Here is a 21,864-nt window from a genome sequence, read left to right as displayed (position 1 = left end):
CTCTTCAGCAATAATACTTAAACCAAATATGAAAAAAATACATTTACTCATTCTCGCATTTACTTTCTTCTCTTCCAGTGCCGTGGCACAAAAAGTTGAGATTCCAAAGGACACTATGGTGAGTACCAGTCATTCAGTAAAAATAAATGGGAAATCTATTGACTATACTGCGGAAACTGGTATGATGCCGCTCTGGAATGAAAGCGGAACTCCAATTGCCAGTCTATTTTACACCTATTATAAGCGTAAAAATATAAATAATACTGAAGACCGCCCATTGGTCATTTCCTTTAATGGTGGACCCGGTTCTGCTTCCGTTTGGATGCATATTGCCTATACTGGTCCAAGGGTTTTGAAGATCGATGATGAAGGTTTTCCTGTGCAACCTTACGGAATTAAAGAAAATCCGCACTCTATTCTGGACGTGGCAGATATCGTTTATGTGAACCCCGTAAATACAGGGTTTTCAAGACCTATCCCAGATGCTGAAGGTAATGTTGACAAAGAGAGGTTTTTTGGAGTGCAGGCAGATATCACGTATCTGGCTGAATGGCTAAGTACTTTTGTAACCAGAAAAAATAGATGGCTATCACCAAAATACCTCATTGGTGAAAGCTATGGAACCACCCGTGTTTCTGGATTGGCTCTGGAATTGCAAAATAGTCAGTGGATGTATTTAAACGGCGTAATTCTCGTTTCTCCTACTGAAATTGGTATAGATCGGGAAGGTCCGGTTGAGGTAGCCAACAGGCTTCCTTACTTTGCCGCGGCTGCGTGGTACCATAAAATGCTACCTTCAACACTACAACAAAAAGATCTTGAAGAGCTGTTACCGGAAGTAGAGTCTTATGCGATCAATGAACTTTTGCCGGTTCTTATGAAAGGTGGTTTTGTAGACGCTGAAAAAAAGAACGAAGTCGCAGAAAAAATGGCTGAATATTCCGGTATTAAAAAGGAGGTCATTCTTCAGAATAATATGGAAGTACCTTTTCAGTATTTCTGGAAAGAACTATTAAGAGATAAAGAGGGTTACACCGTTGGCCGATTGGATTCTCGTTACAAAGGTCTCGACGCCAGGAACTCAGGGGATTCTCCAGATTACAACTCAGAGTTGACTTCATGGTTACACTCTTTTACTCCTGCGATCAATCATTATTTACGAAATGATCTTCAGTTCAATAGTGATCTTAAGTACTTTATGTTCGGCCCTGTTCACCCATGGGATCGTAGTGGAAATAATTCCGGAGAGATGCTAAGACAGGCTATGGCGCAAAACCCTAATCTGGATGTTCTAATTCAATCTGGTTACTTTGATGGGGCTACCACCTATTTCAATGCGAAATACAGCATGTGGCAACTTGATCAAAGTGGTAGAATGAAAGATCGTCTTAGTTTTAAAGGTTACCGAAGCGGACATATGATGTACCTGAGAAGCGAGGATCTCCAAAAAGCGAATGATGATCTTCGCGATTTTATCAATAATACGCTGCCAGTAAAGGAGCAGTCGGCTAAATATTAATTTCTAACGCAACTATATTCATGTTGAAGCATCTAATAAGAAACAAGTATATCTCATGAAGAATTTATTGATATTATTCTCCGTTTTATTTCTTACTGGATGCTCTAGTGATGACGAAACTATATCAGACACTGCAATCGAAGGCATCTGGGAAAAGACTTCCCCGTTAGATCCTATTGAGTTTGATGAATTGGATGAAAATTTGAACTACGAGTATGTGATTCAGTATAAATTCCTGAATAACAATAAATTCGAAAGTTATACTTTCATTCGAGCTACGGAAAGTTCAGATATTGCCGGGTATATGTTCAAGGAACTCGGAACTTTTACAATCAGCAACAACCGACTTTCCTTAGTATCAGACAGATGGATTTCTCAAAATGATTCTGGAGCTCTTCAATCTCTGCAGGAATTAAGTTTAAATGAACAAGAAGTAGAATGGAGTTTCAATTTTAAATTGGAACAAAATACTCTCACATTTAATTTTGATCCCTGCGGAGCTGCTGAGAATTGTATAGGAAGTATTACCCTGAACAAGGTCAAATAGTAAGTCATCTTACATTCTATTATTAATAATCTTCCAGAAGAAATTCTTTCAACTCGCCATACGTGCTTAACTGAAAGGATTTCTTCTTTTTATTCAGAATTCCTGCTATAGACTCGGGTATACTTACTTTTGCTCCAGAAGCTTTTTCTACAGTTTTCAGAAATTTGACTGGATGCGCTGTTTCTAAAAACACGCCGTTATATTCAGAATTTATCTTCAAAAAGTCCTTAAGACCAAGATAACCAACAGCTCCATGAGGATCCATCAAATAATTGTGTTTTTCGTAAACCGATCTAATGGCTGTGTTAGTCTCGGAGTCGGTATAGCTCATAGCCATCAAATGTTTTTTGAGATCTTTAAAGTGATGTCCAAATAATTCCAGGATACGCACAAAGTTGCTGGGATCACCCACATCCATAGCATTCGAAATGGTCTGGACACTTTGTTTAGCCTGGTAATCCTGAGATTCCATAAACCTGGTTACCGTATCATTGGCATTATTAGCCGCGACAAATGTATCTATAGGTAACCCCATCTTTTTTGCCAGTAGTCCTGCACAAATATTTCCAAAATTTCCACTTGGCACTGAAAAAGCTACCTTATTTTTTGTTTCTAACTGCCTGTAGGCAAGGAAGTAATAGAACATTTGAGGTAACCATCTAGCCAGGTTGATCGAGTTCGCTGAGGTAAGTTGCCGGCGATCTGTGATTTCACTATCGAGAAAAGCTTTTTTTACCATTCCCTGGCAATCATCGAAATTTCCATCAACTTCGATCGCCTGTATGTTTTCTCCCAGAGTAGTTAATTGCTTCTCCTGGATTTCACTCACTTTTCCTTTAGGGTAAAGAATAACTACATCAATCCCATCAACACCCAGAAATCCATTGGCTACAGCACCACCGGTATCACCTGAAGTTGCTACTAATACGGTGACCTTTCCTAAATTTCCCTTCTTAATAAAATAGCCAAGACTACCCGCCATAAATCGTGCTCCTACATCCTTGAAGGCCAGGGTTGGACCGTGAAATAATTCCAGCACTGAAACATCTGGCTCAATCTTTTTCACCGGAAAATTGAAGGAAAGCGTTTCTTCCAGGATTTTTTGAAGCTCAGTCTCAGGAATTTCATTGCTAACGAATGGAGAAATGACATGCATCCCAATTTCTGTGGAATTCAGGCTCTTCAGGTTGCTTATGAATTCGCTCGATAACTGCGGAATCCTCTCTGGAAAATAAAGTCCTTTGTCGGGTGCAAGTCCGCGTACCACCGCATTTTCAAAATCGCTATGATGTTCTTTATTGTTAAGACTATAGTACTTCATAATATTCTGATTCCTGATTTATTAATTTCTGAAACATGCAGTTCAAATCCCATATCCTTATCCTTAAGAAAAGTGATGAAACCTGACCTCACTTCTTCTGCGGCAGTATCACCTTTACACATAGCAAAAACTGAAGGTCCTGAACCCGAGATTCCAAAGCCCAGGGCTCCTTTATCTAAAGCATGTTTTTTCAAGTCATCGAAGTATGGGATCAAAATGGAACGAACAGGTTCTACAATAGCGTCGTGTAGACTTCTTCCCATAAGCTCGTAATCATTAGTATAAAGCGCACTGACAAAAGCTCCCAGATTTCCCCATTGAGCAATGGCCGATGCCAGGGTAACATTCTGTTTTATGATCGCTCGAGAATCCCGGGTTTTAATTTCTATCATTGGATGAAGAACGACCATTCTTATCTCGGAAGGTGCAGGTAGTCCAAGAATTTCCAGTGGATCATAACTTCTAACCAGACTGAAGCCACCTAGTAAAGCCGGAGCAACGTTATCTGCATGAGCATTTCCACTGGCAAGTAATTCACCCTGCATCGCAAACTCGATCAACTCCTTGCTAGTAAAAGGATCGTCAAGAAGTTTATTAACTGCATAAACCGCTCCTGCAGAACTTGCAGCGCTACTCCCAATTCCGCTTCCAGACCGAATCTTTTTATCGATCTCGATATCAAAACCCTGCTTCGAACCAAGTCTTTCCAGAAGAGCGAGAACGGCAACACCAGCAACGTTCTTATGAATTTCCATTGGAAGATCTGCGCCAGTAATTTTAGTAATACGAAGCTCATTTAGATCATTCTTTTTTACCAGCATCTCATCACCTACGTTCTGCAGGCAACATCCAAGTACATCAAAACCACAGGATAAATTAGCGACCGTAGCCGGAGCGAATATTTTAATTTCTTCCATAACTATCGTTTACCGATTCTTATCACATCTGCAAATATTCCCGAGGCAGTTACATCTGCCCCCGCACCTGCTCCTTTTACAATTAATGGCTGCTCAGGATATCGTTCTGTAAAGAACAGTACAATGTTATCACTCCCACTCAAATTCGCAAAAGGATGTTGCGCATGAACTTTTTGCAACCCGACTTTTGCCTTTCCGTTCTCTAATTGAGCTACATATTTAAGTTCGGCACCTTCAGCTTCTGCTTCAAGATACATTTTCTGAAAGCTTGCTTCATCTTTCTCAATGATCTCAAAAAATTCAGCATTATCTGCCGCATTCAGGCTGGCTTCAGATAAGAAACTATCTTTTTCAATATCCTCCAGTTCAAGGCTAAGTCCCGATTCTCTGGCCAGAATTAAAATCTTTCGAGCTACATCTACTCCGCTAAGATCAATTCTTGGATCTGGCTCGGTAAACCCTTCTTCCATCGCCTGACGTACAATACTATGGAAAGGCTCTTCAGCTTTATAATTATTGAAGACAAAATTCAAACTCCCGGAGAGTACCGCTTGGATCTTCCTGATTTGATCTCCGGAAGCCATTAGATTTTGTAGTGTATCTATAATTGGCAACCCTGCACCAACATTAGTCTCATAAAGAAAGGAAGCTCCATATTCCCTGGCAAGATCCTGCAATTCCTGATAGTTTTCAAAAGAATCTGCGCAGGCGATCTTATTACAGGTAACTACCGAAATCGAGTTTCTGAGGTAATGTTTGTACCACCCGGCAATTACTACACTCGCAGTATTATCTACAAATATGCTGTTTCGCAGGTTTAAGTTTTTAATAGATTCAAAAAAAGCTTCTGGTGAGCATTCATCAGCGTTAGCTAGATCATTCTGCCAGGAGTTCAGGTCGATACCATTTTCAGAAAAGAGCATTTTTCGGGAATTTGAGATTCCCAGAACCCGAACTTTCAATCTTAACTTCTGAAGTAAATATGCTTCCTGCTTCTGAAGTTGCTGTAAAAGTTTACCACCCACGTTTCCTACTCCGGTAATGAACAAATTCAATTCTTTAGAAGGCACTTCAAAAAACTCTTCATGCAATAGATTTAGAGCTTTAGTTACATCCTTTTTCGCAATGACAGCTGAAATATTTCTCTCTGAAGCACCCTGGGCAATTGCCCTGATGTTGATATTATTATGTCCTAAAGCACTAAACATGTTACCACTAAGACCATGATGACTTTTCATACGATCACCTACCAGAGCAATAATCGCAACATCATCTTCAATTTTTACGGCTTTGATCTTACCGGAAGAAACTTCAGCTTCAAATGCATCATTCAATACATTTCTAGCTTCCAAAGCTTCTTCATCCCTTACTGCGATACAAATACTATGTTCCGAAGAAGCCTGAGTGATAAGCACAACATTAATCCCTGATAAATAAAGCGCTTCAAAAAGTCTTTTAGAAAACCCTGGGATACCAACCATGCCACTACCCTCCACGTTCAGCAGACTGATCGCATCGATATGGGTGATACCGGTAACCCATCTAAAGTTCTTTTTACTGGACCGGGAAATTACTGTTCCATGATTTTCAGGATCGAACGTAGATTTTATATGGATTTCAATATTCTGATTGATAAGCGGTTGCAAAGTTGGAGGATAAAGTACTTTGGCACCAAAATGAGAAAGCTCCATGGCCTCTTCATACGAGATATGTTCCAATGGATAGGCCTGTGAAACCAAATTTGGATTTGCGGTGTACATTCCGTTCACATCTGTATAGATATACACTTTTTTAAGATTGAGGGCTGCACCGAGGATCGCCGCAGTAAAATCTGATCCACCTCTTCCCAAAGTACTGGGAACGCCTTCAGAATTTTTCGAAATAAAACCAGGAACTACATAGATCTGAGCATCATGATTATTAAAATATTGACGAATCTTAGTGTTCGACGGTTCGTAGCTTACCTGCACTTTTTCCTTAAAGTTGCGGCAAACAATAAGTTCTCGTGCATCTACCAATAATGTATTCTTTTCGCTCAACTTAAGATAAGCCGAAATGATTTCGGTACTAAGCATTTCTCCGAAACCGGAGATCACATGAGTCGTTTTATCTGAGAGTTCACTTAACAGAAAAACCCCTTCACAGAGCGTTTCCAGATGATTTATAAATGATTTCACCTTACTTAAGACAGCACTCTGCTGGTCGACAGGCAACAATTCCCGAACCGCATCCAAATGTCTTTTTTCTATAGAAGTCAGAAGTTCTTTATAGGAATCATCGCGCTCCCGGGCAAGTGTAGCTACACTTAGAAGATCATTGGTTACACCTCCAAATGCTGAAAAAACAACAACGACTTTTTCATTCTTACTATACTGTTGAACTAACCTGGATAATGACTTGATTCTCTCTGGAGAGGATACAGATGACCCCCCAAATTTCAGGATTTGCATGGCTGAAATTATTTAAATGATTAAAATAAAATTAGGTATGGACGAGTATTATATAGCTAGGACCCCACAAGGGGTAATACCTGTAATCGTGATAAACATAGTCACTGCAGAAGAGTAGATTTCTTCCTGGATCATGTCAATAAATGAAGTTGAAAAATTCACGATTCTGGTCTTATTTATTTTAAAGGTATTTAATAATTCTACATGACAAAATTTTAAACCTTAATGAATTGAAGATTTATGGAATTCTCAAAATAGAACAGAAAAAAGCCTGATAATTCAAATTATCAGGCTGATTATTAATTATTTAAAAATACAGATTATAATCCGCTAATGTAACTTCCGTAGAGATCCTTAAACTTAAGACCTTTAGAAAAACGCTGTTTACTTAACTTTTTATGTTCGACCAAAGCCCATAATAAGAACTCTTTCATAAAATATTTATCTGAATTTTCAATATTCGGTTGATACTTCTGAATAAGTTCATTTAGAGGTTCAATAGAATCTAGTTGTTCTTTATATTCTGAATCACTTAGATCATCTGGCAATTCGAAACCTGAACTTTCAAAAAACCATTCTACCAGATCATCATATGGTGTAGTTGCGTCTGGCTTCTGAAGCTTTTCGATCTTCGGAAAATACTCCGGGAACAATGTTTTTACCGCTGCACCAATAAGTTCCATGGCTACAAATGCTGCACCTTCTTGCTCTCCTTCATAAACGAGTTCCACTTTTCCAGTGATCGCAGGAATCACTCCGAGAAAATCACCAAATCGTAAAGTAGTTTCTTCACTTCCGGTTTTTAAGATGCGTCTCTCGGCAGTACTCAGTAAATTTTCAAATGCGGTAATACTCATCCTTGCACTAACACCGCTTTTATGATCTATATATTCACTGTCCCTGGCTTCAAAACTAATTTGTTCTAAAAGATCTTTCGCAAGCTCGGGAACTTTAATTGTATCTTCCTGTCTACAGTCTTTTTTTGCTTCCTGTGCCGTAATGGTTTTGGCGATATCGATATTCTGTGGATAATGGGTTAGAATTTGAGATCCTATCCTGTCCTTCAGCGGAGTTACAATACTTCCTCTGTTGGTATAATCTTCAGGGTTGGCTGTAAATACAAATTGCATATCTAATGGTAAACGTAATTTGAACCCTCTAATCTGGATATCACCTTCCTGAAGAATATTAAATAAAGCAACCTGAATTCTAGCCTGTAGATCTGGCAGCTCATTGATTACAAAAATACTTCTGTTCGCCCGGGGAATCATTCCGTAGTGAATCACACGATCGTCAGCATAACTCAGTCTCAAATTAGCAGCCTTGATTGGATCTACATCACCAATCAGATCTGCTACGGTAACATCTGGAGTCGCCAGCTTCTCAAAAAACCGATCTTCACGATGCATCCATTCTATTCGTGTTTCATCACCTTCCTCATCGATCTTTTCCTGAGCATAACGGCTAATTGGTTTTAAAGGATCATCGTTGATCTCTGAACCTGCAACTACCGGAATCCATTCGTCCAGTAAATTCACCATAAGCCTGGCCAGCCTTGTTTTTGCCTGTCCGCGTAATCCTAGTAAATTAATATTATGTTTTGATAGAATGGCACGCTCAAGCTCCGGGATCACCGTATAATCATACCCGTGTATTCCTTCAAAAGCTTTTTTACCTTCTTTTATTCTGACTTTTAAGTTATCTCTAAGTTCGTCTTTAATACTCTTAGTCTGGTAACCTGAAGATTTTAATGCTCCAAGTGTCTTGATATCGTTTGTATTCATAGCTTTATCCTCTAATTCTTTTTTTTCTGTTCGATTCATAATCTTCAAAGATCATTTCACCCAAACCTTTAAGCCCAGTATAGAATGCTTTCCCTTGATTAGCAGCGGTAAATTCCTGTACAAACCTGGTAAGGTATGGATCCTGGGCGATCATAAATGTTGTAATAGGAATTCTGAGCTTTCTTGCTTGCCTCGCTTTATTATAACATTTATCGATTACATAAGGATCCAGTCCAACACTATTCTTGTAGTATGTTCCATCCTTTTCCCTGATGCAACTAGGCTTCCCATCGGTGATCATAAAGATCTGTTTGTTGGTATTTCTCTTTCGGCGTAGAAGATCCATAGCTAATTCAAGTCCTGCCACGGTATTGGTGTGATAAGGACCAACCTTTAAATATGGTAATTCTGCAATGGAAATCGGCCAGGCATCATTTCCAAAGACCAGGATATCCAGGGTATCTTTAGGATATCGGGTAGTTATTAATTCTGAAAGTGCCATTGCTACCTTCTTTGCCGGAGTGATACGATCTTCGCCGTACAGGATCATACTGTGACTAATATCGATCATAAGTACAGTGCTCATTTGTGATTTGAAATGAGTTTCCTCTACCACCAGATCTTCTTCAGACATGCTGAATTCACCAATTCCATTGTTTATCTGTGCATTCCGAAGACTTTCTGTCACAGAAATTCTACTTAAAGAATCTCCAAACTGGTATTGCCGGAAGTCACCCGTGTGCTCATCTCCCCGACCTGTTTTGTTAGTTCTGTGATTTCCTGCGCCACCTTTTTTTAATCTTCCGAAGATCTGCTCCAGCGCTTGCTTTCTTATAGCGCGTTCGGTTTTCGCCGTAATGCTCATTCCTCCGCTGCCATCTGGTTCTATCTCTTCCTTAATGTAACCTTTCTGCTTCAGCTCTTCAACGAAATCATCGATCGTATAATCATCAGTTGTAAGTTGATACTCTTCATCCAATTGTCTAAGCCAGTCTAAAGCCTCTTCGAGATCTCCTGAGGTGTGGGTAATAATCTCTTTAAAGATATCGAAAAGCCTGTCGAATACAGACTTTTCAGGTTCTTCGAATTTATTAAAAACGAAGCCCCTTACTTCTTTCTCCTTCTTTTTCATAATAATAAAATTAATGCTTTTCGGAAGAATCTAAAAACACCTGAAGATGCACAGAGACTAAAGTTATGTTAACTTAGATAAGTTACTTTCTCAACTTCGGATGTTATTTTTGTCACAAATTCCAATGCCTATGCTGTGGTGTTTACAAGTAAGTTAATTGAAATTATTCTTTGGAGGCTCGTATTCACAAGGGTTCTGGAATATGATCATAATTAGTTTAAAGCGTCCCGATTCTTCCGGCACTCAGGCTCTCTTTTACAGTTGCGATGCAAATACTATCTTAGAGGCCTGTAGTACAATTTTACACTGCATAACAGGGAAAGGATGATTCTCTAATGAATTAACCTACACTTAATAACCAACCATAAACGACCAGTATGAGCATAGGAGAGATTATCTTGATCTTTTTTACAGTAGTTATGTGTATTCCCACGATAGCATCAGCGACCAGATTTGATCAATGGTGGATTCGTGGATTTGATTTCCCAAGGATTCAGATAAGCTTCCTGATCATTTGTGTAATTATTGCTTCTGTCTTTGTTTACGACTTCAGTAAAGATTGGCATTTAATTGCCATAGCTGCGCTTTTCATTAGTCTGCTTTATCAATTCGTGAAAATTTATCCATATACCTATCTTTCTAAGAAGCAGGTTATGAAATTTAAAGGCAGCGATCCGGATGCTTCTATTTCTATATTAGTTAGTAATGTACTAACTCCCAATAAGCGCAGCGATAAGCTTATCGAATTGGTAAAGGAGCGAAATCCGGATGTTCTACTTACTCTGGAATCTGACCAACGCTGGGAAGATGAAATGTCGGTAATTGAAAAAGACTATAAGTATACTGTCAAAATTCCAATGGATAATCTTTATGGAATGCACTTATATTCCAAACTTAAATTGGAAGATATTAAAGTAAGATATCTGGTACAGCACGATATTCCTTCCATACATGGAATGGTAGTACTTAGAAGTGGCAAGAAAGTGAACATTCACTGTTTACACCCAATGCCGCCCAGCCCTACGGAAAGTGATACCAGTACTAACCGAGATGCCGAACTTTTGATGTTAGGTCGTGATATCGACAGTGAAAAACATACTACTCTAGTATTTGGTGATCTGAATGATGTAGCCTGGTCAAGAACAACAAGACTTTTTCAGAAGTTGAGCGGACTCATGGATCCAAGGATTGGGAGAGGCTTCTTCAATACTTTTCACGCAGATTATCCATTATTAAGATGGCCTCTGGATCACGTATTTCATACAAGAGACTTTACACTTATAGAGATCGCACGGGAGAAAAGTATTGGTTCAGACCACTTCCCTATGTATATTAAGCTAAATCATGAACCTATTGCGGGCGCGATCAATGAGGACACTGATGCACCTGATGAAGAGGAAAAGGATTGGGCCGAAGAAAAAATTAAAACTGCAAATCCTCTAATCGAGAAGATTCCCTTTAGCTCAATTGGAAATAGGGTGCAAGCTTAGAGATTCCCTTTAACTTTTCACAATGTCTGGCTGAAAGAGGTTTTTCGATAAAATCCACTACATGTGGATCATTTGCCGCTTCACGTTTGTCTTTGCGATCTATAGAGGAAGTTGCCATCACTACATGCAAGCGTTCATCTGAAGGCAATTTTTTGATGTGGTCTAAAAATTCCCATCCAGACATAGCAGGCATATTTATATCAAGCATAATCAAGTATTCCTGATCTTCACTGGCTTCATATTCCAGAAATTCTAAAGCTTTATGCGCATCTTTAAACACTAAGGGATCAGTATCCAGTCCACTTTTAGATACAATCTTTTTTTGTAGGAAGGTGACAATATCATCATCGTCAATGATTATAGTACGTAACATATATTAGGGTAATTTTGGGGATTGCTACAATTCGTTTTCAGTTTTCACAGCAATTTCTCGGATGATAGCATCCAATTCATTCGCTGAAATTAATATATTTTCTAGTATTTCATCGATGTTATCTAAATCTTCTCGATAGTTCATCATCAAATCTACCAGTCCCATGATCTTTGCGAGTGGCGCACGAACTACATGTGACTGAGTCCAGGCTATCTCTTTTAATCGCTTATTATGGTTTTGAATGGCAATTAAATGACTCTTTCTTTCAGTGATATCTTGCAGTGAGCCGATGATCCTTATTGGTCTCTGTTCAGCATCGAACATCAAATGACTTCGATCCAAGACATATTTATAAGAACCATCCGCGCATCGAAATCTATATTCAATAGTTAGATTCTGAATCTTATTTTCAATAAGATCGTGTGCAGAGTTTCTTACCTCTTTATAATCTTCAGGATGAATTTTATCATTCCACCATTCCGAAGTAAAAGTACCCTCTTCAGAAGTCCAACCAAAAACCTTTTCCAGGGTGTCACTAACTTTCATAATTCCAGTCGCTATATGATAATCGGTAATAATATCACTTGTAGCTTTGGCCACTATATCATAACGCTTAAGACTTTCAATTAGCTGGCGTTCCTGAAGTATAAATTCTGTAATATCCCTCGAATTGAGTACAATTCCGCCAACTGCATCATCGTTAGAAAGATTTGTTGCAATAGTTTCGATCCAATGGATATTATCATCCTGATCCTTAACTCTATAACTTGGCAGTTGCAATCTTTGTCCATCTTTGAGACCTTCCAGAATACCGGCAATGTTATGCCAATCATCATGACATACGCTATGTTCGAAAGAAGTGTGAAATAATTGATCTATAGACAAGCCGTAGAGTTGCTCTGTACCTGGGCTATTATAAATAAATTTCCATTCACGGTCCAGAATTGCAATATGATCTGAACCTTCCTGAACCAGGGCCTTAAATCGCTTCTCACTATTTCTTAGTAAGGATTCATGATCTTTGATAGCGGTGACATTAGTTCCATAGATGTATACTATATTTTCGTTCTCAAAAAATCTTGAAAAACGCCAGGATATCCAGATATAATCTCCATTCTTTTGCCTGCAGCGAATTTCGAAATCTTCTCCTCCAATAGAAATTAGATTGATAGCTTCGAAAGTTTTATCCAGGTCATCAGGATGAATGAAAGTGGAAAATGGTTGTGATAAAATTTCAGCTGTGCTATAATTAAAAGTTTTCACGAAAGCAGGATTCGCCATTTTAATAAATCCATCCAGCCCAATCACCGCTATTAAGTTTGGAGAATATTCAAAGAAGTCTGACAATTGATTCTGACTCAGTTTTCTTTCCATAGCCGAGGCTATCTGAATACTAACATCTGTGTATATAGATTGTTCTATTTTTTTTCGGTGAACTTTAGAACCAAAACAAAGAATACTGATCAAACGTCCTTGCAATATTATAGGTATTCCAACCGCAGTTTGTATTGATTCAGATTCATTTAGCATCATATTTTTGAGCAGACCTGTATTATCCTCCTTATGAATAATTTCGATACTCATAGAAGCCCATACTTTACCTGGCAGACCTTCATCTTTTTTATAACGAACGCTCTCAGAATCTCCTTTCTGAAGATCTATATTTTCAGGCCAGTAAGCTGTTCGAATCAATTCTATTTTATTTGCACTTAGTTTATAGGCTTCTGCATAGTCAAAGCCTAATTCACTACTGAATATCTCAAGGGTTTTGATCGTTGCATCCTGAAATGTTCTTTTATCCCCAAAAGCCTTCAATGTTTTGAGAATTAGATCCTTTCTTTTATTCTGCAGAAAAGCATCTGTGTTGTTTCTTGCTATCCCTACTAAACCAATTACATTACCTTCCGCATCTTTCAAAGGAACTTTTGTTAGTAGTACCATTTCCTGACTGCCATCACCTTTTTCAACAATATCCTGGCGATTGTAAACTGCTTTACCTGAATTCATTACCAAATCATTATCGGCAATGATTTTTTTAGCTTTGGTTTCCTCTAAATAGTCTAGCGGAGTGATATTTGAGTTGGCTTGTAGATCATTCATTCCTAATATAATATTCGCAAATTTTTTGTTGGTGAGGATAGAACGGTTATTCCGATCCTTTACAAAAATATAATCTGGAATATTATCGATTATAGCCCGCAACATTTGTTTATCTGCACGTCGCTTACGCTCAATTTCAAGCTTCTCTGTAATATCTTTTGCAACTCCGTATACCCCGATAATTTCTTGCTGAAATATAATTGGAAAGTTTTTAACCTCCAGTACTCTATGGTTACCTTTAGCCGTAACAAAACTACACTGATAATCAAGAGACTCGCCGTGTAGAGCTCTTCCGAAGTAATTTAAAACCTGGTCCTTCTCTGCTTCAGGAATGAACGGTAAAAAGTGCATTTGTAACAGTTTTTCTTCGGTAGTTTCGGCTAATTGTGCAGATTGTGCATTTACATTTATGAACTTTCCCTCTTGATCAAAGAGAAAAACCGCATCTGGATTGTGATAAAAAAGATTTGTATAAAATTGTGAACTGTAATTTAATTCTCTCAATAACAGGTCTTCCTTCTTTCTATAGGTCTTGTCATTCTTTTCTATTGACAAAGAAACACTACTAATTTTACTGTCATCACCTATAATTGGTGCTATATAAAAACTAAAGACAGACGAGTTGTAATCCTTCTGGTACGAATGGGTTTGAAAGCGACCTTTCTTACAAAAGGTCATTTTTTCATTGATCTGTGCGGCAAGTTCTGAAGGAAAAAGGGCAAATAGCGTACATCGCAGACTAATTTCCGAAGAAAAGTTTTCCTCGAAAAATTGTGCTGCAGAATTATCAAACGCAATGACACCCTTAGCATAACTTAAGGTAATCACTGTTTCTGTAATAGAATTTATAGAAACGTAATTCAAGATACGATAGTAGGTTTGGGTTTAGGAAAATACAAAAAAATTTGAGCTTGACCTAAAATAAGGATCTGGAGAATATGAGGCCTGCACCAAAATTAGATTGATCTACGTTTTTAATATCTGAAGCGACAAAGGCAGACAGGTTATAATCGCCCTTCATTAACTCAACTTCCAGGTAGGATGAAACTACACGTGCAGTTGGTTTGTAGAACGAATCTTTAAGACCATAATTTACTCTATAACTCAGTAAAAATTGGTAAGAATTATTCTTTAATAAAGCCCCCTTTAACCCGAGGTGATGAACCGTAAGAATATTAGTCCCTATTCTAAAACGATCATCATTCAGTAATATCAATGGCACCCCAATGACCCTATTTTGGTATGTCCAACCTGATTGGTAAAGATTATTATTAAAATAATTATCAGCGCCATCGATGGCCGAACTCTTCCGGTCTCTGCTTTGATTCTTAGTATAGTAAAATTCGTATATAAAATATCTTATCCAGTCTTTACCCCAGAAGGTATCTCTATTATCTTCAATGTAGACTCCATAACGGCCATCAGGGAAATTTCCTAATTTCAAACCGGACCCGTCTTCAAAGATATGGTTGTAAAACAATTCAACATCCAAATCATTGATTCTGGTCCTGATCTTCAATTCATAGCTCCCCATCTGATTTCCAAGAGCGTTCACTTCCTCACCTCCCACGTCATCGACTCCAGCTCTACCTGTGATTACACGTCCATAGTCTTCTAGGGTCTTTGGTAGTCTTCCAAATTCCTCTGAAACACCTGCCCATTGCACGAATTGTTGTAACCCGAGACTGACTTCGAAATCTTTCTGAGTTCTATAAACTAAATGTCCACTTTTATGATGCAACCTTGTATTATCAATAAATCGCTCATCATCTAATAGGTATTCTCCAATGGAAAATTTAAACCCCAGTCCGTAATCCTTAAAATTAAAAAAGACTGGTTCAACTGTTTCAATAGATATTCCTGGAAACGGCGACGCATTCAGCGACCATAGAATACTTTCATTGCTAACACTTAAACCCTGGTAAAGATCTGTTCGCTGTCGTTTACCAATATCGACTCTAATCTTTGGAGAAACGTAACTGAAATATGCCTCGTCAATTTTAAATCCATCATCATATCCATCCTTATATAGAAGTCCACCTCCAAACTGAAACGAACTTGAATTATCTTTATTAAAGATAACCGAACCCGATAATAATCCGCTATAAAAAGTTTTCTCATCTACTCTTCCTCTTCGATTAGAATGCATCCAAAATGGAGATTCCGAACTACTATAAATTCCTGCAGTTCCTTTAGCCTCAAGATTGATATAATCCTGACCAGATGAGCTTAAGCTAAGGATTAATAAAATGTAAAGAATAAAAGGATACTTCATACTTCTACTTAGGTTGCAAATATTACTATTTAGAACTTAAATTTGTAATTTTAAACAGTAAAATAATTCAAATGTTATCAATATTTAATAGAAGTAAATTCTTAATTGACTTAATTGAAGGAATTCCAGACTTTCATAATCATACGTTACCGGGTATTGATGACGGTTCTGACAGCGTGGAAACCTCACGAAAAATATTTAATAGCTTCTCAGAGATAGGAATCAATCAAATTGTTGCTACGCCACATATTATCGGTGAATATTATCCAAATACGCCCTTCACCATCGAAGAAGCTTATAACAAAATTCTACAAGAAAAGGCGGGGCCAAAACGACTAACCTATGCTGCTGAATATATGATGGATCAGCACTTCCTAGAAATTTTAAAAAGTAACGACCTACTTACAATAACTGAAAATAAGGTTCTGGTGGAGATGTCCTACTTTCAAGCTCCAATTAACCTGACTCAAATTCTTTTTAAAGTACAGAATAACTCTAAAATTCCAATACTAGCCCATCCTGAAAGATATACTTACATGCATTCTAAAGATCTTAGTAAATACAAAGAGCTAAAAACGAGAGGATGTCTAATGCAAATAAATATGTTATCCTTATCCAATCATTATGGGAAAGGTATACAGAAGATGGCATACCAGTTAATTGAAAACGGATTAATTGAATACATTTGTAGTGATGTTCATAAACTCACGCATCTCGAGAAAATTAAAGAAATCAAAGTTCCGAATAAATATACTCAAAACATCCTACGAATTTGCGATAATAATCGCGAACTTCTGCAGCATTAGCTAGCTAGAGTTAGAAATACGCTTTTTAATTCGACCCCATCTAGATACATTTTCTTCACCATATCCATATCCATATCCATAGGAATAACCATATTGTGCGCCATAACTAAATTTTGAATAGTCTATATCGTTGAGTATTACAGCAAGACCGTTAAGCTTACCTTGTTTCTTTAAATCTTTCGGGAAATCCAGAAGTGCTTTCTCGGTGTAATCTGCTCTTGTAACGTAAAGTGTATAATCAGCTAATTGACTAATTAACAAAGTGTCGGTCACAATCATTGCAGGTGCGGTATCCACTATAATATAATTATACTTCACCTTCGACTCTTCAATTAAAAATTCCAAGCGATCATTCATTAAAAGTTCTGCTGGATTTGGAGGAATAGGTCCAGATAGGATTACATCTACTGGAATATCCCCATCATTTGTTGAAGAAATGACATCAGCAGAATTTACATCATAGTCATATAAAAAATCTGATAATCCTTTTTCCTTAGCACCAATTGTGTTTTGCGTATATCTATGAAGTTTAGGGTTTCTTATATCTGCTCCAATTAAGAGAACCTTTTTACTGCTACTAGCTAGTGTCCTGGATAAATTGTATGAAACAAATGTTTTACCTTCACCTTTGATAGTAGAGGTCACAAATATTACGTCACCTCTTGTTTTATCTTTGTTTTGCACAAGATACGCTAAATTGGTGCGCAGGATCCTGAAAGACTCTGCCAAAGGAGATCTATCATTTAACTGAATGATATCTACGTCCTCAGCTTTAATTCTTGGCAGTTCAGCTAAAAACGGAACATGTTTCAGTAACGTATTCAAATCACCCTTATGATGTACTTTCGTATCTAGGAAGTTCTTCACGAATATTATTAGAATTGGAATAATTAGACCAATTAAAAAACCAACAGTTAATATTAGCCATGGTGCTGGATCCACAGGATCATTATTGGTATACGGTTGGTCAATAATGCGTGCAACTGCTGCTGTCGCAGCAGAAGATATTGCTGCCTCTTCTCTACGTTGTAACAGAAAGAGGTATAATTGTTCTTTAATTTGTTGCTGACGTTCTATATTTCGCATACCTTTCTCTAATCCTGGAAAGGCGCTAAATTGTCCTTGGGCAACATTTTCCCTTTTAGAAAGTTCTCGTAATTGTATATTTAAGGAATTTCTTGTACTTTGAATATTCTCGAAGAGGTTATTTCTCAAACCATCGAGTTGTTCACTCAAGGTCTTCACTATAGGGTTTTTTTCAGTTCCACCCTCTAGATATACATTCCGTTCTACTACTAAAGAGTTATAAGAAGCCACCAAGCCAGATACTCCACCTTTATTTATTCCAATCTCCGGCAGTAACTCATATTCGCCCTGGCTTCTTAACAATTCTTCTACAGATGTCAAGAGTTCCAATTGAGTTTCCAAGTTGAAAATCTCCTGTTCAGCAGTAGAAAATTTCGATTGAAATTCAGACGCACCACTACTAACGTCCATGATTCGATTATCTCTCTTGAAATCAGCAATATTGACTTCTACAGAATCTAACTCTGTGGTAATCATTTCTAACCTATCCTGGATAAATTTAGTAGTATTTTCCGCGACTTCTTGGTTATTCTTAACTCCCTCCTCGTTAAAGCGCTCCATTAATTTACTAAGAAAATCCTGGGATTTCTCCGGAGTGTTTTGAACCAAGCTAAGTGATAAAATGTCCTTAGCCTGTCCTTTTTGAGTAATTTGTAATTTAGATATATATTCTGCAGCAACGTCCCTCACAGGTTCCATCACAATATTTATTGACCTTGTTTTTCCAAAACTATCTTGCTCCTTACTTGATTTAGGCAAAATAACAAACTTAAGGCCAGACAGATCAATTATTTCACCAATTTTATGATCAGCATTGTACTCCAGACTTTCATCCTCAAGTCTAAATGATGTCTCTGAAGTAGGTGTCACAACAAAATCTCTTGAAATAGTATTTACTACACTATCATTTGTGATAAATTTGATCAAAACAGGACTAGATCGATATGCTTCAACAGTAATTACATTACCTTCTATAAAATAACTTACATTATGATCCAGTTCATCAACAACACTTTCAACCAGTTGCTTTGATTTTAATTTCTCTATGTGATTCTGTATTCCATCGTCTTCAAGTGAAAAAATAGCTCCACCGCCCGATGGCGTAGCATTCATAGCATTTTTCTTCTCATCATCTACAATAATCATTGTAGCTTGTGTATTATATTTAGGAATAGTGTACCTATTATATAAATAAGCAAATACAACTCCAATTATGAGGCCAAAAATTATCCATTTCCAATGAGCTAAATATTTGTATAGTTCTGCTTTTAGGTCAAAATTTGACTCCTCTGCTTCTACAGTAAAATCGTTGAATTCTTCCATTTATCTTGTAAATATAAACACTAAACCAATAATTGAACTTATAAGGCCTATAATTGCTCCTGGATTACCAAAGAAACCAGCAGACTTCATTCTTGCGTAAGTAGGCTCTACATATACTATGTCATTCTGCTTGAGATAGTAGTATGGGCTACTAAATAAATCTGTTTCTGTCATATTAATAAATCCAACAGATTTCACACCATTGCTTTCTCTAATAATTCTTATATTTTGACGTTTCCCAGTATAATTAATATCGCCACTCATCGCGAGAAGTTCTGGCATCGTAACTCTACCGTCATTAATTTGAACCCTTCCTGGATTGCCCACTTCTCCTAAAACTGTAATACTGAAATTAACTATCCTCACGTCAACAACAGGATCAATTACATAATCCGCTATTTTCGTTTCTAAATCTTGCTGTATCTCAGTTCTGGTTAAACCTTCTACGTCAATAGTACCCAGTACCGGGAAATTAATAGTTCCTTTAGGACTAACTAAATAACCAGTTAGAGATTGACTTTGACCTCCGCCTCCTGAAGATTGCCCACCTTGCTGGTTCATTTGAAAGGGTGCTACAATTTCAGGGTTAATTGAGGATGAAGAAACATTTATTCTTAGAACATCATTTTTTTCAATTTTCGGTTCATATTCTAATAAGTTGCGCTGACCATTTAATGATTTGACATTATTAAAATAGACTACCTGGTCTTTAGTAGCGCAGCTGAATAAACAGCTAGATATAACTGCAATGATTAATAATTTCTTCATTAATTAATTCCTGATTTTTTGGTTTGATTTAAATTATCCAGTTTTTCGTAAGATGAATTATTGCTCTTAAATTCCGGTATTAACTCTTTAAGTTTAGCAACTACTTTATCATTTTTCAACTTAGTAGCAGATTTTATTATCTTGAGAATATTCTCGTTGATACCTTCGTAATCTCTTACAACCTCCTGCCCAATCATGATTTTTTTATGATGCGTTGGAAGCGTTTGACTATCATCATTCAATAGCTCTTCATATAATTTCTCACCTGGTCTTAGTCCAGTAATTCTAATCTTAATATGCTTGTTTGGTTGATAACCTGCAAGTTTTATCATTTTGATGGCTAAGTCCATAATTTTCACTGGCTCACCCATATCGAAAACAAATATTTCGCCCCCTTTACCCATGGCTCCCGCTTCCAGAACTAACTGGCAAGCTTCAGGAATGGTCATGAAATATCGAATGATATCAGGATGAGTAATAGTTACAGGGCCGCCTTTCTCTATTTGTTTCTTGAAAAGCGGTACAACCGAACCATTAGAACCTAGAACGTTACCGAAACGAGTGGTTATAAATTTTGTAGATCCTATACCAGTTTGAAGCTGATTATGAAATAAGGATTGAACGTACATTTCAGCAGCTCTTTTAGAAGCGCCCATTACATTACTCGGATTAACCGCTTTATCTGTTGAAACCATAACGAAGTGTCCTACATTGTACTTCACGGCAAGATCCGCGAGATTTTTGGTTCCATGGATATTAACGAACACAGCTTCATGGGGATTACTTTCCATCAACGGTACATGTTTATATGCTGCTGCATGATAAACCACATCAATGTCTTGATTCTGGAACATAAGTTCCAATCTCTTTTGGTTCCCTACGTCGCAAACAATTACTTTGAAGTTTAGGTCAGGAAACTTGGATTCCACCTCCAATTGTAAATTATGAAGAGGTGTTTCGGCCTGATCCAATATTATCAAACGTTTTGGATCATATTTAGCAACCTGTCTCACGATCTCGCTACCAATAGAACCTGCTGCACCAGTAACCAGGATTGTTCTGTTGGTTAATTGCTCAATTTTGTTCTGAGTTTCTAGATTAATAGGTTCTCTATCCAGAAGATCTTCAATCTGCAACGTTTTTACCTTATTGGCTATCGGTTCACCGCCCCAGGTGGAAACTAATGGAGCATTATAAATTGCAATGTCGTGTTCCAAACACTCTTCTACTAATTTAAATTTTTCTTCAGAAGAAAGTGTGTGTTCTGAAAATATGATTGCTTCAGCTCCAAGAGAATTTAGTTCTTCATGAATTTTTTTGGTATGCTTTAAAACTGGCTTATCCAGTACTCGAAGTCTTTTGTGTGAATCCTGTGTTAGAAATCCCACAATTCGGAATCGACGGGGATGTTCAATTTCAAGCGCACCTGCTATAGAGATCGCATTTTCATCAACCCCTAAGATAACAGCATTAATGAGAGACTCATTTTTCTGAAGAATTTTAAAATATTCGTAGAATTGCTTGACACTAAGTCTGAAAAGGAATAATAGCGAAAATGATATCCATAAATTGATCAGTAGTCCACCAATTAAAAAGATTTTCTGACCTATTAAAAAGTAAGATGCATAATTAATCACAACCAAACCGATGAAAGCACTACAAGTGGAAAGTAGCAATTTCAAAGCATCCACATTTGAAGAATATCTTATAATTCCGGCATAAGTTTTAAAGACAAAAAAGAAACCGACGTTCATGGTGATCACCAGAAGTGCTTTCTCATAAAAATTTAATAATGTATACTGGAAAGGAGATAGATCTAAAAGTATAAAAATGGTTAAAATCGTTGAGATAGTAACCAGACCTATATCGATCATCAAAATTGCCCACCTAGGAAGATATCTGAGATTTCGGATATCTAAAGAATTATCAGGACCTGATATTATGTTGGAAAGGGCTTTTCTTATGCTCCCCAT

General features: G+C 37.4%; 15 protein-coding genes. 4 read left to right on the top strand and 11 right to left on the bottom strand.

Annotation, left to right across the window (positions count from 1 at the left end; all coding sequences use genetic code 11):
• Positions 1 to 28 precede the first annotated feature (28 nt).
• Together T8I65_RS05950 and T8I65_RS05945 are read left to right on the top strand one after the other, a co-directional pair.
• Positions 29 to 1,519 carry a S10 family peptidase gene (locus T8I65_RS05950; protein WP_322302481.1) on the top strand — a complete coding sequence of 497 codons (1,491 nt, stop codon included), beginning with the start codon at positions 29 to 31 and terminating at the stop codon, positions 1,517 to 1,519.
• 55 nt (positions 1,520 to 1,574) lie between these two features.
• A complete protein-coding gene (locus T8I65_RS05945) occupies positions 1,575 to 2,066 on the top strand; it encodes a hypothetical protein (RefSeq protein ID WP_322302480.1) in 492 nt (163 codons plus the stop codon).
• Positions 2,067 to 2,088: 22 nt separating this feature from the next.
• Here the strand turns inward: T8I65_RS05945 and thrC are convergent, their stop codons facing one another.
• The 5 genes from thrC to T8I65_RS05920 form a co-directional block, all read right to left on the bottom strand.
• On the bottom strand, positions 2,089 to 3,387 hold the full coding sequence (thrC, locus tag T8I65_RS05940; protein WP_322302479.1) for a threonine synthase: 1,299 nt from the start codon (positions 3,385 to 3,387) through the stop codon (positions 2,089 to 2,091).
• A complete protein-coding gene (locus tag T8I65_RS05935; RefSeq protein WP_322302478.1) occupies positions 3,384 to 4,304 on the bottom strand; it encodes a homoserine kinase in 921 nt (306 codons plus the stop codon). The genes thrC and T8I65_RS05935 overlap by 4 nt, the downstream gene beginning before the upstream one ends.
• Positions 4,305 to 4,306: 2 nt before the next feature.
• Positions 4,307 to 6,754 carry a bifunctional aspartate kinase/homoserine dehydrogenase I gene (gene thrA / locus T8I65_RS05930; RefSeq protein WP_322302477.1) on the bottom strand — a complete coding sequence of 816 codons (2,448 nt, stop codon included), beginning with the start codon at positions 6,752 to 6,754 and terminating at the stop codon, positions 4,307 to 4,309.
• Positions 6,755 to 7,074: 320 nt separating this feature from the next.
• Positions 7,075 to 8,538 carry a magnesium chelatase gene (locus tag T8I65_RS05925; RefSeq protein ID WP_322302784.1) on the bottom strand — a complete coding sequence of 488 codons (1,464 nt, stop codon included), beginning with the start codon at positions 8,536 to 8,538 and terminating at the stop codon, positions 7,075 to 7,077.
• A gap of 4 nt (positions 8,539 to 8,542) precedes the next feature.
• On the bottom strand, positions 8,543 to 9,670 hold the full coding sequence (locus T8I65_RS05920) for a hypothetical protein (protein WP_322302476.1): 1,128 nt from the start codon (positions 9,668 to 9,670) through the stop codon (positions 8,543 to 8,545).
• 377 nt (positions 9,671 to 10,047) lie between these two features.
• On the opposite strand from T8I65_RS05920, the gene T8I65_RS05915 reads away from it, so the two are divergent.
• Positions 10,048 to 11,160: an endonuclease/exonuclease/phosphatase family protein gene (locus T8I65_RS05915; RefSeq protein WP_322302475.1), complete on the top strand. Its 1,113-nt coding sequence runs from the start codon at positions 10,048 to 10,050 to the stop codon at positions 11,158 to 11,160.
• Here T8I65_RS05915 and T8I65_RS05910 read toward each other — a convergent pair.
• The 3 genes from T8I65_RS05910 to T8I65_RS05900 are packed head-to-tail and all read right to left on the bottom strand — an operon-like array spanning position 11,129 to position 15,908.
• Entirely contained in the window at positions 11,129 to 11,533 is a 405-nt protein-coding gene (locus T8I65_RS05910) for a response regulator (protein WP_322302474.1), read from the bottom strand. The genes T8I65_RS05915 and T8I65_RS05910 overlap by 32 nt on opposite strands.
• 24 nt (positions 11,534 to 11,557) lie before the next feature.
• On the bottom strand, positions 11,558 to 14,497 hold the full coding sequence (locus tag T8I65_RS05905) for a PAS domain S-box protein (protein ID WP_322302473.1): 2,940 nt from the start codon (positions 14,495 to 14,497) through the stop codon (positions 11,558 to 11,560).
• Positions 14,498 to 14,549: 52 nt separating this feature from the next.
• Positions 14,550 to 15,908, bottom strand: coding sequence for a capsule assembly Wzi family protein (locus T8I65_RS05900; protein ID WP_322302472.1), 1,359 nt, complete (start codon positions 15,906 to 15,908; stop codon positions 14,550 to 14,552).
• A 71-nt stretch (positions 15,909 to 15,979) separates the two neighbouring features.
• On the opposite strand from T8I65_RS05900, the gene T8I65_RS05895 reads away from it, so the two are divergent.
• Positions 15,980 to 16,714: a tyrosine-protein phosphatase gene (locus T8I65_RS05895; RefSeq protein WP_322302471.1), complete on the top strand. Its 735-nt coding sequence runs from the start codon at positions 15,980 to 15,982 to the stop codon at positions 16,712 to 16,714.
• Here the strand turns inward: T8I65_RS05895 and T8I65_RS05890 are convergent, their stop codons facing one another.
• The 3 genes from T8I65_RS05890 to T8I65_RS05880 are packed head-to-tail and all read right to left on the bottom strand — an operon-like array spanning position 16,715 to position 21,864.
• On the bottom strand, positions 16,715 to 19,123 hold the full coding sequence (locus T8I65_RS05890) for a GumC family protein (protein WP_322302470.1): 2,409 nt from the start codon (positions 19,121 to 19,123) through the stop codon (positions 16,715 to 16,717).
• The gene (locus tag T8I65_RS05885; protein WP_322302469.1) at positions 19,124 to 19,891 is read right to left on the bottom strand and encodes a polysaccharide biosynthesis/export family protein; all 768 of its coding nucleotides are present in this window, start codon (positions 19,889 to 19,891) and stop codon (positions 19,124 to 19,126) included.
• Positions 19,891 to 21,864: a polysaccharide biosynthesis protein gene (locus T8I65_RS05880; protein ID WP_416173209.1), complete on the bottom strand. Its 1,974-nt coding sequence runs from the start codon at positions 21,862 to 21,864 to the stop codon at positions 19,891 to 19,893. The genes T8I65_RS05885 and T8I65_RS05880 overlap by 1 nt, the downstream gene beginning before the upstream one ends.

It is taken from the genome of Christiangramia sp. OXR-203 (assembly GCF_034372165.1).
Lineage (GTDB): Bacteria > Bacteroidota > Bacteroidia > Flavobacteriales > Flavobacteriaceae > Christiangramia.
The sequence above is the reverse complement of the archived record's forward strand: the minus strand, read 5'-3'. Positions and strand labels throughout refer to the sequence as shown.

What these genes read in the sequence shown, in the direction of transcription:
- T8I65_RS05950 (WP_322302481.1), top strand. Translation starts at nt 29, where the DNA reads ATGAAAAAAATACATTTACTCATTCTCGCATTTACTTTCTTCTCTTCC.
- T8I65_RS05945 (WP_322302480.1), top strand. Translation starts at nt 1,575, where the DNA reads ATGAAGAATTTATTGATATTATTCTCCGTTTTATTTCTTACTGGATGC.
- thrC (WP_322302479.1), bottom strand. Translation starts at nt 3,387, where the DNA reads ATGAAGTACTATAGTCTTAACAATAAAGAACATCATAGCGATTTTGAA.
- T8I65_RS05935 (WP_322302478.1), bottom strand. Translation starts at nt 4,304, where the DNA reads ATGGAAGAAATTAAAATATTCGCTCCGGCTACGGTCGCTAATTTATCC.
- thrA (WP_322302477.1), bottom strand. Translation starts at nt 6,754, where the DNA reads ATGCAAATCCTGAAATTTGGGGGGTCATCTGTATCCTCTCCAGAGAGA.
- T8I65_RS05925 (WP_322302784.1), bottom strand. Translation starts at nt 8,538, where the DNA reads ATGAATACAAACGATATCAAGACACTTGGAGCATTAAAATCTTCAGGT.
- T8I65_RS05920 (WP_322302476.1), bottom strand. Translation starts at nt 9,670, where the DNA reads ATGAAAAAGAAGGAGAAAGAAGTAAGGGGCTTCGTTTTTAATAAATTC.
- T8I65_RS05915 (WP_322302475.1), top strand. Translation starts at nt 10,048, where the DNA reads ATGAGCATAGGAGAGATTATCTTGATCTTTTTTACAGTAGTTATGTGT.
- T8I65_RS05910 (WP_322302474.1), bottom strand. Translation starts at nt 11,533, where the DNA reads ATGTTACGTACTATAATCATTGACGATGATGATATTGTCACCTTCCTA.
- T8I65_RS05900 (WP_322302472.1), bottom strand. Translation starts at nt 15,908, where the DNA reads ATGAAGTATCCTTTTATTCTTTACATTTTATTAATCCTTAGCTTAAGC.
- T8I65_RS05895 (WP_322302471.1), top strand. Translation starts at nt 15,980, where the DNA reads ATGTTATCAATATTTAATAGAAGTAAATTCTTAATTGACTTAATTGAA.
- T8I65_RS05890 (WP_322302470.1), bottom strand. Translation starts at nt 19,123, where the DNA reads ATGGAAGAATTCAACGATTTTACTGTAGAAGCAGAGGAGTCAAATTTT.
- T8I65_RS05885 (WP_322302469.1), bottom strand. Translation starts at nt 19,891, where the DNA reads ATGAAGAAATTATTAATCATTGCAGTTATATCTAGCTGTTTATTCAGC.
- T8I65_RS05880 (WP_416173209.1), bottom strand. Translation starts at nt 21,864, where the DNA reads ATGGGGAGCATAAGAAAAGCCCTTTCCAACATAATATCAGGTCCTGAT.